Genomic DNA, 13,630 nt, shown 5'->3' with positions numbered 1-13,630 from the left:
CTTTATCCGCGCCGTGACAGGGCGGGCGCCCGTCCGGTGCGTTGTTCGATGCCGCTGACCACGTCTCGCAGGGCTGGCCCCACTTGTGACAGAATGCGGTCGTCGGGCAAGTCCGCCGGCAGCGCGCCGCAGCTAAAGGACACCGGCTCTCCGAACTCACCGGCGTAATAGGGCACGCTGACCGCGTTTACATTGCGGGCATAGCGGGTGTCAGGCGGGGCCAGCACGAAGCCCTGCGCCAGCAGTTGCTCATAGCCCTCACGGCGGAAATCGCGCAGCCGGTCATCGGGTTCCAGCGCTTCGAAACGGTCTTCGTCGAGGCTGGCCAGCGTGGCCAGACCCGAGGAGGATCCATAGACCGGAATACGGTGCCCCGGCTCCAGCCAGATCGTCGAGGCCGTGCGCGGCCGCCAAGTGCGCACCAGCATCATCCGATCGCCGTCGCGCACGGCGATCAACGCCAGCGTGCGGGTCTCATCCGCCAGTTCCTGCATCGCATCCGACGCCATATCCACGAAACTCACCGCGACAGAGGCGACGGAGCCGAGCGCAATCGCCGCAGGCCCAAGCCGAAACTTGTCGTTGCGCCCGCCATGGGCCAGATACCCCAACTCGCAAAGCGTATAGGTCAGCCGCGACACCGTGGGTTTCGGCAGCCCCGTCCGCTCGGCAATCTGGGCGTGGCTCAGCCCGCTGTCGCTGGCGCGAAAGGCCCGCAGAATGCCAAGCCCCCGCGCCAGCGTATTGGCGAACTTGCGGTCCGTGCCGGTATCGGATGCCGCCTGATTCATCGCGCCGCCATCGGGATCAAAAGCGAGATCATCGGGAAGGACATGATCAGGATCAGCACGATCACGTCGACGCTGAGAAAGCGTGTGATACCGGCAAAGATTTTGTCGATCGGCGCTTCACGGCCCACCACGTTGGCGATGACGAAGACGTTGAGGCCGACGGGCGGGGTGATCAGACCGATCTCCAACAGTTTGATGACCACGACGCCGAACCAGATGAGGTTCAGGTCATAGCTTTCCACCAGCGGGATCATCAGCGGCAGAGTCAGCACCATGATGCCGATGGGATCAAGGAACATGCCCAAGAGCAGGTAGATCAGCGCGATGCAGAGCATCAGGACCACCAGCGACATCTGCGCGTCAGAGACGAAGCCCACGATGGTGCCCGCGACGCCAGTCAGCGCGACGAAGGCAACGAAGATCTTGGCCGAGGCAGCGATGAGGAAAATGGCGGAGGTCTGCACACAGGTCTCTTTCACCGCAGCCCAAAGACCGGCCCAGTCAAGTTTCTTCTGCGCGAAACCGATCAGCGTGGCCGAGACGACGCAGACCGCTGCGGCCTCGGTCGCGGTGAAGATGCCACCATAGATGCCGCCGATGATGAGCACGAAGAGCAGCAGCGCGGGCCAGCTTTCGAGCGCTGCGGTCCAACGCTCCCCCGCGCTGTAGCGCTGGTCGGTCGAGGGGGCGACCGATGGATCACGCCAGACCCAGACGGCGATGACCAGCACGAAGCCCATCAGCGTCAGCAGCCCCGGCAGAACACCGGCGAGAAAGAGCGAGGAGATCGAGGTCTCGGTGAAGATGCCGTAGATGATGAACAGCACCGAAGGCGGAATGAGCGAGCCCAGCGTGCCGCCCGCCGCGACGGAGGCGGTGGCGAGACGTGGGTCATAGCCCATGCGCAGCATCTCGGGCGTACAGATCTTGCCCATGGTCGAGGCGCAGGCAATGGACGAGCCGGTGATCGCGGAAAACCCGCCGCAGCCCATGACAGAGGCCATGGCGACCCCACCCGGCAGCTTGGTCAGCCAGACCTTGGCCGCGTGGTAGATTTTCGTCGTGATATCCGCGCGGTAAGCGATATGTCCAAGCGCCACGAAGAGCGGGATCATCGACAGATCGTAGGAATGTATAAGGTCGAAGGAGTTCGAGAACACCATCGATGTGGTCGCCTTGATCGCGCGTTCGGGCATGAAAGTCCCGGTGCGGAAGGCGAAGATAAAGAAGGTGGCGACGGTCGCGACCGAGGCCAGCGTGAAGGCGATCGGCACCCGCAGGGCCAGCATGATCAGCACCGCGGCAAAGGCGATCATTCCGATGGTCGAGGCATCCATTAGCGCAGGTCCTCTTCAACCATAAGGTCAGCCGCATGATGTTGCTCATCCGAGACGACGCCGCCTGCAAGCACGGTGCGCCCGTCGCGCCATGTCAGTTCGGCCAGCCGCAAGAAAGTCGCGATCATCCCGATCAGGAACAACAACCGCCCCGGCCATTTCGGCAGGTTCAGGTCGCCGTAGAAAAAGCTGCCCTTCTCCACCACGGACAGGAATTCACGCCCGCCGGAATAGATCAGCGGCGCCAGCGCCAGCATCCCGATGGCAGAGCCTGCAACGATCAGCACCGAGCGTGCGCGTTCCGGGAAACGGTCGGTCACGAAGGCGACCGAGACATGCGCACGGGCCGCGGTGGCGGCGGCGAGGGGCAGCAGGATGGCGGCAACCATGAGCTCTCGCACCATGGTCACGCTATCGGGCACCTGACTGGCAAAGAGCGCGCGGGCGATCACGTTGGAGGTGATCAACACCCCCAAGGCGATCACCGCCAAGGCCCCCAGCCCCAACAGGATTTTCTCCAGATTTACCAACATATGCTGCCCCTCCCCAGTGTCAGCGATCAGTTACCAGCGGCGTCCCATGGGTAGCCGTTGGCGTCACGCTCTTCGGTGTATTTGGCGATCAGCGCCTTATACTCTTCCAGCAGTTCCTCACCGGGCAGACCAGCGGAGCTTGCCGTTTGAACCCATTCGTCAAGGAACTTCTCACCGGCTTTGACCAGTTTCGCGCGGTCCTCTTCGGGCAGGGTAATGACCTCGACGCCCTGCTCTTTCATGGAGGCGATGGCCTTTTCGTTGGCGGTGGTGATCAGACGACCGAATTCATCGGCCATGTCCGCGCCAACCTCGGCCAGAGTGGCCTGCTGCTCTTCCGTCAGGCTGTCATGCATGTCCTTGTTCATGAAGATGCCAAGGCCGCCGACCTGACCCCAATCGAGGATCGTATAGCTGTCCATCACCTCGGCCTGTTTCAGCGCCGCGACGGCATAGCTGTAGCCCTGCGAGCAGTCGATCAGCCCGGTGTCGAGCCCTTGGTAGGCGTCGTAGATCGACATGTTGACCATGTTCGCGCCCTGCTCGCCGAAGACCTTGCCATAGGCGCCCACACCGCGGACCTTCTTGCCCGAAATGTCGTCGACGGATTTGATCGCGCCACCCTTGCAGCCGATGTTCACCTGAGAGGTGGTCCAAGTGCCGATGTAGACGAGGTTCTTCTCGGCGAGGTCTTCTTGAATGGCTTCGTTGCTGCGCATCAGCTCATCGGTGGCGCGCATGCCGACCCAAGCGTCGGGGTTGTTCACCGGCAGGTCGGCGATGCCGTAGCCCGCCATCTCTTGCGGGTAGTAGACCGCGATGACCGAGCCGGTGTCGGCCACGCCATCGGCCAGCGATTGCACGGCGGCATTGGCTTTGAACAGCGCCCCGCCCCACTGGATGTCGAGGCGCATATCGCCGTCGGACCGTTCGGCGACCTGATCGGCGAACCACTGCAACGCCTGCGCGCGCGCACCGCGGTTCGGCCCGGCTTCCCCATGAATCAACACGGTCTCGGCGCTTACCGCGCCACCAGCCAGCGCCAGAGCTGCGGCGCAGCTCAGGTGTTTGAAAATTGTCATGTCGGCTCCTCCCAGAGACTTGTTTCGCAATGCGAACCGTTGTTTCGCATTTGTCGCAGGTCACGCTAGTCCGCGGACCGAAGGCGATCAAGCGAAACTTCGGCCAAAGGCAGGGAGAGCGGTTAGGCTATTGAATTTGTTAAGGGAAAATTTCCCGAAGGATGGTGCAGGCGTGGAACATCCCCACTCCATCCCGGAATCGGCTGCTCCGATCGAGCGGCCTGTAGCAAAGGCGGCCACGCCCGCTCAGGACATGGCCGCTGAATTTTAATACCAGTCGCCGAATTTGACCTCGACATCGGTGCCGACACGTTTGGCGAACTCTTGGGGGTCTTGGGTGCCGCCATCTTTGCCCCGGAAGTGGTAGGGGTAGACGTAGGTCGGCTTGAACTCAGCCACCGCCGACGCGGCGGCGTTGGAATCCATCGTAAACGGCAGGTTCATGCAGACGAAAGCCAGCGAGATATCGGTCAAGCCGCGCATCTCGGCCGTGTCTTCGGTGTCGCCTGAGATATAGACGCGGAAACCCTCGAAGCCCAGAATATAGCCGTTGTCGCGCCCCTCGGGGTGGAACTTCTTGCGCTCTTCGGTGGTGTTATAGGCCGGGATCGCGTTGATCGGCAGGCCATTGAACTCGGTATTCTCGCCATTGGCGATCTTGCTGGCCTTGGCGGCAAGCGCTTCGGGCAGCATGTCGAACACCGCTGGGTTGGTGATGATCTGCACGTCATCGCCTGCCAGTGCGGCCAGCGTATCGGCATTGTAGTGATCGCCATGCTCATGGGTGATGAGGATCAGATCCGCCGCCGGGAAATCGCTGTATTGCGCGGGCTCGCCCACCGGATCGACATAGATCACGCCCTTTGGCGTCTCCAACACGATGGAGGCGTGATCGACCGGGTGCACGGTGATCGGCCCTGCGTCGGTGTCGAAGGTATCGCCGCTCTGCGTGGCGGCGCGGGCGGCGAATGGCAGCAGCGTCACGACGCCAGCTGCGGCGGCGGAGGTGGCAAGGAAATGGCGGCGGGTCTGGGACATTTCAGGCTCCTGTTGGTTGCTGGAACGGGACATAGCGGCCCCGCCCCGCATTTCAACGCGGCACCCGTTTTGCGGCAAGCCTATGAGGGGCGCAGGCCGAGAATCTCACGCGCTTGTGCAGCCGTAGCGACGGGGCGCTCATATTTCGCGCAGAGATCCGCCGCGCGCTGGATCAGCGCGGCGTTGGAGGGCGCCAGCGTCTCGCGGTCGAGCCGCACGTTGTCCTCCAGCCCGGCCCGCGTATGACCGCCCGCGGCGATGGCCCATTCGTTCAGCACGTTCTGGTTCGGCCCGATCCCGGCGGCACACCACTGCGCATCGGGCGCGAGGCGGTTCAGCGTCTGGATATAGAAATCAAAGGTCTCACGATCCACCGGCATGGCGTTTTTCACGCCCATGACGAATTGCACATAGAGCTGGCCGGGAATGCGCCCGTCACGGTTCATCTCGGCGGCCTTGTGGATGTGGCTGAGATCGAAGGCTTCGATCTCGGGCTTGATCTCATGGGCTTTCATCTCCGAGGCCAGCCAATCGACCAATTCCGGCGGGTTTTCGTAAACCCGCGTCGGGAAGTTGTTGGACCCGACCGAGAGCGAGGCCATGTCGGGCCTGAGCGAGAGCATCCCGCCCCGCTCCCGCCCCGCGCCCGAACGCCCGCCGGTGGAGAACTGGATGATCATGCCGGGGCAGTGCTTTTGCACGCCCTCCATCAATCGCGCGAACTTCTCGGGGTCCGAAGACGGGGTCTCGTCGTCATTGCGCACATGGGCGTGGCAGATCGAGGCCCCGGCCTCGAAGGCCGCATGAGTCGACTCGACCTGCTCGGCGATCGAGATCGGCACGGCGGGGTTGGCGGCTTTGGTGGGGACGGAGCCGGTGATGGCGACGCAGAGGATGCAGGGGGTGGTCATGGGTGGGGTCCTGTAGTGTTTGGCGCTCAGGGTCGCATATGGCGGGGGCGGTGTACACTGGTTAGGAAGGTTCAGGCGCAGCCAAACCCCGAGGAGGTTTGGCACGAGGTTTACCATTCCTTTACCACCTCGCAGCAACCTCCACGGATGTCCTCCTATCGCCGTCCCCGCATCGCCGGTGCGACCATCTTCTTTACCGTCAACTTAGCCGACCGCAGGTCGGACATTCTGGTCCGGCATGTAGATTTTCTGCGCACTGCGATACGCCAAACCAAGGCAGAACGGCCGTTCCGGATCGACGCCTTCGTGGTGCTGCCGGATCATCTACATTGCGTTTGGACCCTGCCTCCCGGCGACTGCGATTACTCGCTGCGCTGGCGATTGATCAAGGCGCGGTTTTCAAGGGTCTTGCCGAAAGGCGCAACGCGGTCGAGCCATGACAGGCGCGGCGAACGCGGCCTTTGGCAGCGCCGCTTCTGGGAGCACCATATTCGAGATCGGCGCGACTTCGACGCGCATGTCGGGTATTGTTGGAACAATCCCGTCAAGCACGGGTACGTCGAAAACCCGGAAGATTGGCCTCTGTCGTCCATCCACCGAAATGCGGACCCGTAGGGTGCGTGGTCCCCACGCACCCTTGTATGCGAGGCGGCGCGGGCGTTGACGGTATGTTTTGCGGGCAGTGACATGGTTTGAAAGGTGCGTGCGGAGCACGCACCCTACGGGTGGTTTTGGGGACCGCGCTAACAAATGGCCAGCTCTTAGCTGTCCATCTTCAGCGCCGAAATAAACGCCTCCTGCGGGATATCCACTTTCCCGAACTGGCGCATCTTCTTCTTACCGGCCTTCTGCTTCTCCAGCAGCTTCTTCTTCCGCGTGGCGTCGCCGCCGTAGCACTTCGCCGTCACGTCCTTGCGCATCGCGGAGAGCGTCTCGCGTGCGATGACCTTGCCGCCGATGGCCGCTTGGATCGGGATCTTGAACATGTGGCGCGGGATCAGGTCTTTGAGCTTTTCCACCATCGCCCGGCCGCGCATCTCGGCGCGGTCGCGGTGCACCATGGTCGAGAGCGCATCCACCGGCTCGTCGTTCACGAGGATCTGCATCTTGACCAAATTGTCCTGCCGGTAGCCGATCATCTGGTAGTCGAAGCTGGCGTAGCCCTTGGTGACCGACTTCAGCCGGTCGTAGAAATCAAACACCACCTCATTGAGCGGCAGGTCATAGACCACCATGGCGCGCGAGCCGGCATAGGTCAGGTCTTCCTGAATGCCGCGGCGGTCCTGGCATAGCTTCAGCACATCGCCGAGGTAGTCGTCGGGGACGAGGATCGTCGCCTTGATCCGCGGCTCCTCCATGTGATCGACCAGCGTCATGTCGGGCATGTCGGCGGGGTTGTGCAACTCTTGCATCTCCCCGTCCTTCATGTGGACGTGGTAGATCACCGAAGGCGCGGTGGTGATGAGGTCGATGTCATACTCGCGCTCGAGCCGGTCGCGGATCACCTCGAGGTGCAAAAGGCCAAGGAAGCCGCAGCGGAAGCCGAAGCCAAGCGCGGCGGAAGTCTCCATCTCGTAAGTGAAGGAGGCGTCGTTCAGGGCGAGCTTCTCGATCGCCTCGCGCATGTCCTCGAAATCATTGGCGTCAACCGGGAAGAGGCCGCAGAAAACCACCGGCACCGAAGGTTTGAAGCCCGGCAGCGCGGTTTCGCATTTGCGTTTCTCATGGGTGATCGTGTCACCGACGCGGGTGTCGCGGACCTGTTTGATCGAGGCGTTGAGATAGCCGATCTCGCCGGGGCCGAGACTGTCGACGCCGGTCATCTTGGGCCGGTAGACGCCCACATCGTCCACGTCATAGGTGCCGCCGGTCTTAATCATGCGAATGCGGTCGCCCTTTTTCAGGGTGCCGTCGATAATACGGACGATACAGATGACGCCGAGGTACTGGTCATATTTACTGTCCACCAGCATCGCTTTCAGCGGCGCATCGGGGTCGCCGCCCTTGGGCGCGGGCAGTTTATTGACGATCGCTTCCAGCACGTCGGGAATGCCAACGCCGGTCTTGGCCGAGATCAGGCAGGCATCGGAGGCGTCGATGCCGATCACATCCTCGATCTGTTCGCGCACGCGGTCGGGGTCAGAGGCGGGCAGGTCGACCTTGTTCAGCACCGGCACGATCTCATGATCTGCGTCGATGGCGGTATAGACGTTGGCCAGCGTCTGCGCCTCGACGCCTTGGGTGGCGTCGACGACGAGCAGCGAGCCTTCGACCGCATGCATGGAACGCGCGACCTCATAGGCAAAGTCGACGTGTCCGGGCGTGTCGATCAGGTTCAGCACATAGGTCTTGCCGTCCTTGGCCGGGTATTCGATGCGGACGGTGTTCGCCTTGATGGTGATGCCCCGCTCCCGCTCGATATCCATGTTGTCCAGAAGCTGGCTTTGCATGTCGCGTTCGGCGACCGTGCCGGTGAGTTGGATCAACCGGTCGGCCAGCGTGGATTTGCCGTGGTCGATATGCGCCACGATGGAGAAGTTGCGGATGTTTTCAAGCGGTGTCATGCAAGGGGATATGGCGCAGAGCCGCGCCTGCGTCAATTGGCCATGAACGCGCCCATGCCCCCTGCCCGCACGTCACGGCGCTTTATCGCGGGTCGAAGGGCGCAGCCCCCCAAAGGAGAATTGCGCGAAGCCCCCTTTTGCGGCATAATGACGGGTAGAGCAGATCGGGCCGACAAGGGGAAAACCCCATGGTCCAGAACAATAGGGCAAATCAATGCGGACAGTTGCAAGTTTGATGGCGCTCGCCATCTTGGCGGGTTGTGGCGGCACACGTTATTCCAGCGATGCCGCCGTAGGACGTTTCTCCCCCACACCGGTTCTTTTCGCCACGGGGCCGATCCAAAAGGCCTGTCTGGCCGATGGGCGCCGCGGCTCCAGCCATGCGCGCTGCGGCTGCGTGCAGGCGGTGGCGGATCAGACGCTGTCGCGCTCGGACCAGCGCCAAGGTGCCAAGATTTTCCGCGACCCGCACCGTTTGCAGGAAATGCGCCAATCCGACAACAAAAGCGAGAACGCTTTCTGGAGCACATGGAAAGCCTTCGGCCAAAGCGCCGCGGCGGCCTGTTCCAACACCTGATTGCTCAGTCTTGGCTGAGCGGCTGGCCAAAACGGTCAATCAGCCGTCCGACGATTTGATCGCGGGCGGCGCGAAACTGCGTGAGCTTGGCCTCGCGCCCCTCGCCCAGCCCCGTGGGGTCAAGGATCGGCCAATATTCCACGTCGAGATGATAGAACCGCGTCAATTCCAGCGCCCGGCGCTGGCTGGCAGGGCTGAGCGCGATCACAAGGTCGAATGACCCCAGATCGTCGCCCCATTCCTCCATCTCGTCGAAACTGCGGCTGCGGTGGCGGTCGAGTTCCACATCCAACTCTCTGCAGACGGCGATGGAGAAGCCGTCGATCTCCATATCGTTCTTGACGCCAACGGATTGGACATAGGTGCCGGTGCCGTAGAACTTCTTCATCAACCCCTCCGCCATGGGGGAGCGGACGGCGTTATGATCGCAGCAGAAGAGAACGGATTGAGGCAGCACCTGCGTCATTTATCCGCCGAAATGCAGAACGCAGATCAGGGTAAATAGCCGCCGCGCGGTGTCGGTGTCGATCTCGGCCTTGCCCGAGAGCCGCTCTTGCAGCACGCGAGAGCCTTCGTTGTGGATGCCGCGCCGGGCCATGTCGATCGTCTCGATCTGGCTGGGGGGCAGTTTCTTGACCGCTTCGAAATAGCTTTCGCAGATCTGGAAGTAATCCTTCACCACCTGCCGGAAGGGGCCGAGGGAAAGGTGGAATTCCGCTGCCTTTTCAGCCGCTTCGGTCTGCACGTCAAAGACCAGCCGTTTGTCGCGGATGGAGAGCGACAGATGGTAAGGCCCCTCGGGCACCGGCCCCTTTTCGCGTTCGGGCAGTATGAAGCTGTTCTCTTCCAGCAGGTCGAACATGGCCACCTTACGCTCCTGATCGATCTCGGGCGTGGGGGGCGGCATGTTCGCGTCATCAAGCGCGATATGGGTGATGCGGGTCATCGGCGCATCCTTTTTGCTGGCGATACCCTTTCGTGGATAGCGCAGCGGTGGGGAGGGGGCAATGCGCGAGAACACGCGCGCCCGCGATTGCGCCCCGTCAGCGCATTTGACGATACGTCAGAAGCATCGGCAAGACCGAGAGCGCGCAGGCGGGGGCAGCGCTGCCCCCCCCTGCCCTAGTCGTTAAGTTTGCGCAGACGCGCGGTGACCGACAGGCCATGCGCCTCAAGACTTTCGGACTGGGCCAGCCGCTCTGCCGCGGGGCCGATGGCCTTGAGCGCCTCGGGCGACATCTGCGCCAGCGTCGTCCGCTTCATGAAATCCAGCACAGACAGGCCTGAGGAGAAACGCGCCGAGCGCGCCGTGGGCAGAACGTGGTTCGGCCCGCCGACGTAATCGCCAATCGCCTCGGGCGTCCATTGGCCAAGGAAGATCGCCCCGGCATGGGTGATCTTGTCCGACAGCGCCTTCGGGTCCGCCACGCAAAGCTCAAGGTGCTCCGGCGCGATGCGGTTGCTGAGGGCGGCGGCGGCGTCAAGGTCCGGCACGGTGATGATCGCCCCATTGTCGCGCCAGCTTGCGCCCGCGATGGCGCGGCGTTCGAGGGTGAGCAGACGTTTCTCAACCGCCTCTTCCACTGCGTGGGCAAAGGCAGGGTCAGTGGTGATCAGGATGCTCTGCGCGCTCTCGTCATGTTCGGCTTGGCTGAGCAGATCGAGGGCGATGAAATAGGGATCATTCTCTCCATCGGCGATGACGAGGATCTCGGATGGCCCCGCGATCATGTCGATGCCGACCTTGCCAAAAACGCGGCGTTTGGCGGCGGCGACGAAAGCGTTGCCGGGGCCGGTGATCTTGTCCACCGGGGGGATCGTTTCAGTGCCATAGGCCAGCGCCGCCACGGCCTGCGCGCCGCCGATGCGGTAAATCTCATCCACCCCGGCGATGCGGGCGGCCAGCAGCACAAGCGGGTTCAGCACGCCATCGGGCGTGGGCACGACCATCGCCAAACGCTCGACCCCCGCCACCTTGGCCGGGACCGCGTTCATCAGCACCGAGGACGGATAGCTTGCCAGTCCGCCCGGTACATAGAGACCCGCGGCGGAAACCGGTGTCCAGCGCCAGCCCAAAGTCGCGCCGTCGGGATCGGTCCATTCCGCATCTTCAGGCAGTTGCCGCGCGTGATAGGCGCGGATGCGGTCGGCGGCGAGCTCCAGCGCTTTGCGGTCTTCGGGGGAGACTTCGGCCACGGCGGCGTCGACCTCTTCCGCGCTGATGCGCAGGGTCTCGGCGGTCAGGGTCACCCGGTCGAATTTCTGCGACAGGTTGATCACGGCGGCATCGCCACGGGCGCGCACATCGGCAATGATCTCGGCCACCACGGCATCGACATCGGGGCTGTCCTCGCGCTTGGCGTTTAGCAGTTTGTCAAAAGCCGCTTCGAAATCGGCGGCGGAGGCATCGAGCGTGACGGGCATGGGTTCAAGCTTTCGAAAAAGGGGCCGCCGCGTTGGGCTGGCCCAAAGGTGTTAAGACGCAGAGGGGCGGCGCAGGCTCGGCTCGGCTCGCAGGCCCGAAGTTTTAACGGCAGCACTAGGTACGGAGCGCTGCGCCAGACGCATGGCGCGGGTGTCTTGAGCGTTGTCGAAGATTGCACGCGCCACTTGAGCAACAAGAATGGCAGACAAGCCACCCGAGACCAGCGCAAGCGGCACCACCAAAGTCGCGACAGAGAGCGATGCAAGCATTTGCACCCCGCCTAGCACACACCCTAGCAGGATCAGCGCCCAGCCGGAGACCTCGGTCAGAAGCGCGGTGATGCGACCCCGGGTAAATCTGTTCTGTTTCAGTTCAGGCATCTTGCGATCCTTGCCCGCCGTGCGGCGGCGTCACTCAGGGTGAACGGGCCGTTTCTTGGACGGGGCGACATAGGGGCGGGTCACGTCCTTGAGCGTTACCTCAAGCGCTTCGACCTGCAACCGGATCGCGCCGTCTCCGGCCAATGTCAGCGTCACATGGCCCGAGGGCGCGTCGCCCTCTTCAAACGCGATGTCGAGCAGCGACAGAATCGTATCAGCATCGCCCTGCGGCACACCTTGGCTGGCGACGCGTTGCACGTTGTTGAACATCAGCACCGATTGCACCCGCTCGGGCGCATGACGCGCCGCCCCCGTATCCTCATGCCGCAAGCGGTTCAGCAGCAGCGCAAAGCGCGCGCCCGCGCGGTGCCAGCGCATTTCGGAGGCGGGAAAGACCGCGTCTTGGGTCAGCGAGGCGATCACCGTCAGATCCTCGGCATCCAATGCGCCAAGGTTCAGCGGCGCTTCGCGGCCATCTTCGAAACGTGCATCTTCGGTCATTTGTCGCTGATCCTTTCGATATCCGCCCCAACGCCGCGCAGTTTGGAGACCACATGCTCATAGCCGCGATCAAGGTGGTAGACCCGGCTGACCGTGGTCTCCCCAGTGGCGGCCAACCCGGCAAGGATGAGGGAAATCGACGCCCGCAGATCGGTCGCCATAACCGGCGCCCCTTTGAGCTTTTCGACACCGGTGACCTTGGCCGTACCACCCTGCACATCAATCCGCGCCCCCATGCGGATCAGCTCCGGCGCGTGCATGAAGCGATTCTCAAAAATCTTCTCTTCCAGAACCGAGGTGCCTTCAGCCGTACAGAGCAGCGCCATCATCTGCGCCTGAAGATCGGTCGGAAAGCCTGGGAAAGGCTCGGTGGTGACATCCACCGCCGAAATCCGCCCGTTGCGCCGCGCGACCCTGAGACCCGCATCAGTCTCGGTCACGTCGATGCCCGCTGCGTCGAGCTTTTCGCAAAACGCCTCCAACAGGTCGATTCGCCCGCCCAGAAGCTCAACCTCACCGCCGCAGAAGGCGGGGGCCAGCATATAGGTGCCAAGCTCGATCCGGTCGGTCACGACCTTATGGGTGGCCCCGTGCAGGCTGTCGACGCCCTGAATGGTGATGCTGGAGGTGCCATCGCCTTCGATCTGCGCCCCCATGGCCCGCAGACAATCCGCCAGATCGACGATCTCAGGCTCGCGCGCGGCGTTGTTTATGACGGTCGTGCCCTTGGCAAGGGTCGCGGCCATCAGGATATTCTCAGTCGCCCCGACAGAGGCAAAGGGGAAGTCGATCACCGCCCCCTTCAGTTTACCGCCCGCGGCTTTGGCATAAAGATACCCTTCCCGCAGGTCGATCTCCGCCCCCATCTTGGCCAGACCATCGGTGTGAATGTCCATCGGGCGCGCACCAATCGCGCAACCGCCTGGGAGCGAGACTTCGGCATGGCCTTCCCGCGCCAAAAGCGGCCCCAAAACCAGATTCGACGCGCGCATCTTGCGCACGATGTCATATTCGGCCCGCGTGTTGATCTCCCCATGGCTTGCCATGGTGATGACCTTGCCGTCCTGCATCGCGGCCACTTCGGCGCCCAGAGACTGCAAAAGCTGCGTCATCGTGCGAATGTCGCTCAGACGCGGCGCATTGGTCAGCGTCAGCGGCTCTTCGCTCAGCAATGTGGCGGGCATCAGCGCCAGACAAGCGTTTTTAGCACCCGCGATGGGAATTTGCCCGTTGAGCGCACCGCCGCCCCTGACCAGAATGGAATCCATCGTTCAGCTGTCCTTTTCCGGCCCCTCGGGGCCATTGCCTGTATCCTGCGCCACATCCTCGGCCCGCGCGCGCGCCTGCGCCTTGCGCCGCGCCATATTCGCCTTGAGTGCAGCCTTCAGCCGCGCCTCCCGCGCAGAGGGCGTTTTCGCGTTCTTTTCCGGGGCGTTTTGCTTTGCCATGCCGCCTATCTAGCGCAGGGGGCAAGAAGGGTCCAGATCAGGG

16 protein-coding genes are annotated in these 13,630 nt (G+C 62.9%); 2 read left to right on the top strand and 14 right to left on the bottom strand.

Going from position 1 to position 13,630, the window contains the following annotated elements; all coding sequences use genetic code 11:
* Positions 1-2 precede the first annotated feature (2 nt).
* The 6 genes from ACGYKA_RS17805 to ACGYKA_RS17780 form a co-directional block, all read right to left on the bottom strand.
* Positions 3-791 (bottom strand): IclR family transcriptional regulator, encoded by a 789-nt coding sequence (locus ACGYKA_RS17805; protein ID WP_067267052.1) that lies wholly within the window; start codon positions 789-791, stop codon positions 3-5.
* Positions 788-2,128, bottom strand: a complete 1,341-nt coding sequence (locus tag ACGYKA_RS17800; RefSeq protein WP_067267050.1) for a TRAP transporter large permease — start codon at positions 2,126-2,128, stop codon at positions 788-790. Before ACGYKA_RS17800 ends, ACGYKA_RS17805 begins: the two co-directional genes overlap by 4 nt.
* Positions 2,128-2,661, bottom strand: a complete 534-nt coding sequence (locus ACGYKA_RS17795) for a TRAP transporter small permease (protein WP_067267049.1) — start codon at positions 2,659-2,661, stop codon at positions 2,128-2,130. Before ACGYKA_RS17795 ends, ACGYKA_RS17800 begins: the two co-directional genes overlap by 1 nt.
* A 26-nt stretch (positions 2,662-2,687) precedes the next feature.
* Positions 2,688-3,743, bottom strand: coding sequence for a C4-dicarboxylate TRAP transporter substrate-binding protein (locus tag ACGYKA_RS17790; protein ID WP_394414722.1), 1,056 nt, complete (start codon positions 3,741-3,743; stop codon positions 2,688-2,690).
* A 267-nt stretch (positions 3,744-4,010) separates the two neighbouring features.
* Positions 4,011-4,781, bottom strand: a complete 771-nt coding sequence (locus tag ACGYKA_RS17785; RefSeq protein WP_394414725.1) for an MBL fold metallo-hydrolase — start codon at positions 4,779-4,781, stop codon at positions 4,011-4,013.
* An 80-nt stretch (positions 4,782-4,861) separates the two neighbouring features.
* On the bottom strand, positions 4,862-5,692 hold the full coding sequence (locus ACGYKA_RS17780; RefSeq protein ID WP_394414728.1) for a 3-keto-5-aminohexanoate cleavage protein: 831 nt from the start codon (positions 5,690-5,692) through the stop codon (positions 4,862-4,864).
* A 147-nt stretch (positions 5,693-5,839) separates the two neighbouring features.
* Between ACGYKA_RS17780 and ACGYKA_RS17775 the strand changes: the two genes are divergently transcribed.
* Positions 5,840-6,307 carry an REP-associated tyrosine transposase gene (locus ACGYKA_RS17775; RefSeq protein ID WP_394414731.1) on the top strand — a complete coding sequence of 156 codons (468 nt, stop codon included), beginning with the start codon at positions 5,840-5,842 and terminating at the stop codon, positions 6,305-6,307.
* A 146-nt stretch (positions 6,308-6,453) separates the two neighbouring features.
* On the opposite strand, the gene lepA is transcribed toward ACGYKA_RS17775, so the two are convergent.
* Positions 6,454-8,256, bottom strand: coding sequence for a translation elongation factor 4 (lepA, locus tag ACGYKA_RS17770; protein ID WP_394414734.1), 1,803 nt, complete (start codon positions 8,254-8,256; stop codon positions 6,454-6,456).
* Between the two features lie 214 nt (positions 8,257-8,470).
* On the opposite strand from lepA, the gene ACGYKA_RS17765 reads away from it, so the two are divergent.
* Entirely contained in the window at positions 8,471-8,833 is a 363-nt protein-coding gene (locus ACGYKA_RS17765; RefSeq protein WP_067266603.1) for a hypothetical protein, read from the top strand.
* 4 nt (positions 8,834-8,837) lie between these two features.
* Here ACGYKA_RS17765 and ACGYKA_RS17760 read toward each other — a convergent pair whose 3' ends face one another.
* The 7 genes from ACGYKA_RS17760 to ACGYKA_RS17730 all read right to left on the bottom strand — a co-directional run bounded on the left by ACGYKA_RS17760 (position 8,838) and on the right by ACGYKA_RS17730 (position 13,587).
* The gene (locus ACGYKA_RS17760; protein ID WP_067266605.1) at positions 8,838-9,299 is read right to left on the bottom strand and encodes a low molecular weight phosphatase family protein; all 462 of its coding nucleotides are present in this window, start codon (positions 9,297-9,299) and stop codon (positions 8,838-8,840) included.
* On the bottom strand, positions 9,300-9,803 hold the full coding sequence (locus ACGYKA_RS17755; RefSeq protein WP_269451601.1) for a UPF0262 family protein: 504 nt from the start codon (positions 9,801-9,803) through the stop codon (positions 9,300-9,302).
* Positions 9,804-9,955: 152 nt separating this feature from the next.
* Positions 9,956-11,257: a histidinol dehydrogenase gene (hisD, locus tag ACGYKA_RS17750; RefSeq protein ID WP_394439446.1), complete on the bottom strand. Its 1,302-nt coding sequence runs from the start codon at positions 11,255-11,257 to the stop codon at positions 9,956-9,958.
* Positions 11,258-11,308: 51 nt separating this feature from the next.
* Positions 11,309-11,638, bottom strand: a complete 330-nt coding sequence (locus ACGYKA_RS17745) for a hypothetical protein (RefSeq protein ID WP_394414740.1) — start codon at positions 11,636-11,638, stop codon at positions 11,309-11,311.
* Positions 11,639-11,668: 30 nt separating this feature from the next.
* Positions 11,669-12,139, bottom strand: coding sequence for a DUF2948 family protein (locus ACGYKA_RS17740; protein ID WP_394412353.1), 471 nt, complete (start codon positions 12,137-12,139; stop codon positions 11,669-11,671).
* Positions 12,136-13,407, bottom strand: coding sequence for a UDP-N-acetylglucosamine 1-carboxyvinyltransferase (gene murA, locus ACGYKA_RS17735; protein WP_394414742.1), 1,272 nt, complete (start codon positions 13,405-13,407; stop codon positions 12,136-12,138). The genes ACGYKA_RS17740 and murA overlap by 4 nt, the downstream gene beginning before the upstream one ends.
* A gap of 3 nt (positions 13,408-13,410) precedes the next feature.
* On the bottom strand, positions 13,411-13,587 hold the full coding sequence (locus ACGYKA_RS17730) for a hypothetical protein (RefSeq protein ID WP_168612795.1): 177 nt from the start codon (positions 13,585-13,587) through the stop codon (positions 13,411-13,413).
* Positions 13,588-13,630 lie beyond the last annotated feature (43 nt).

Origin of the sequence: Sulfitobacter sp. 1A15106 (assembly GCF_043556995.1) — a bacterium.
Classification (GTDB): domain Bacteria; phylum Pseudomonadota; class Alphaproteobacteria; order Rhodobacterales; family Rhodobacteraceae; genus Sulfitobacter; species Sulfitobacter faviae.
The sequence above is the reverse complement of the archived record's forward strand: the minus strand, read 5'-3'. Positions and strand labels throughout refer to the sequence as shown.

What these genes read in the sequence shown, in the direction of transcription:
- ACGYKA_RS17805 (WP_067267052.1), bottom strand. Translation starts at nt 791, where the DNA reads ATGAATCAGGCGGCATCCGATACCGGCACGGACCGCAAGTTCGCCAAT.
- ACGYKA_RS17800 (WP_067267050.1), bottom strand. Translation starts at nt 2,128, where the DNA reads ATGGATGCCTCGACCATCGGAATGATCGCCTTTGCCGCGGTGCTGATC.
- ACGYKA_RS17795 (WP_067267049.1), bottom strand. Translation starts at nt 2,661, where the DNA reads ATGTTGGTAAATCTGGAGAAAATCCTGTTGGGGCTGGGGGCCTTGGCG.
- ACGYKA_RS17790 (WP_394414722.1), bottom strand. Translation starts at nt 3,743, where the DNA reads ATGACAATTTTCAAACACCTGAGCTGCGCCGCAGCTCTGGCGCTGGCT.
- ACGYKA_RS17785 (WP_394414725.1), bottom strand. Translation starts at nt 4,781, where the DNA reads ATGTCCCAGACCCGCCGCCATTTCCTTGCCACCTCCGCCGCCGCAGCT.
- ACGYKA_RS17780 (WP_394414728.1), bottom strand. Translation starts at nt 5,692, where the DNA reads ATGACCACCCCCTGCATCCTCTGCGTCGCCATCACCGGCTCCGTCCCC.
- ACGYKA_RS17775 (WP_394414731.1), top strand. Translation starts at nt 5,840, where the DNA reads ATGTCCTCCTATCGCCGTCCCCGCATCGCCGGTGCGACCATCTTCTTT.
- lepA (WP_394414734.1), bottom strand. Translation starts at nt 8,256, where the DNA reads ATGACACCGCTTGAAAACATCCGCAACTTCTCCATCGTGGCGCATATC.
- ACGYKA_RS17765 (WP_067266603.1), top strand. Translation starts at nt 8,471, where the DNA reads ATGCGGACAGTTGCAAGTTTGATGGCGCTCGCCATCTTGGCGGGTTGT.
- ACGYKA_RS17760 (WP_067266605.1), bottom strand. Translation starts at nt 9,299, where the DNA reads ATGACGCAGGTGCTGCCTCAATCCGTTCTCTTCTGCTGCGATCATAAC.
- hisD (WP_394439446.1), bottom strand. Translation starts at nt 11,257, where the DNA reads ATGCCCGTCACGCTCGATGCCTCCGCCGCCGATTTCGAAGCGGCTTTT.
- ACGYKA_RS17745 (WP_394414740.1), bottom strand. Translation starts at nt 11,638, where the DNA reads ATGCCTGAACTGAAACAGAACAGATTTACCCGGGGTCGCATCACCGCG.
- ACGYKA_RS17740 (WP_394412353.1), bottom strand. Translation starts at nt 12,139, where the DNA reads ATGACCGAAGATGCACGTTTCGAAGATGGCCGCGAAGCGCCGCTGAAC.
- murA (WP_394414742.1), bottom strand. Translation starts at nt 13,407, where the DNA reads ATGGATTCCATTCTGGTCAGGGGCGGCGGTGCGCTCAACGGGCAAATT.
- ACGYKA_RS17730 (WP_168612795.1), bottom strand. Translation starts at nt 13,587, where the DNA reads ATGGCAAAGCAAAACGCCCCGGAAAAGAACGCGAAAACGCCCTCTGCG.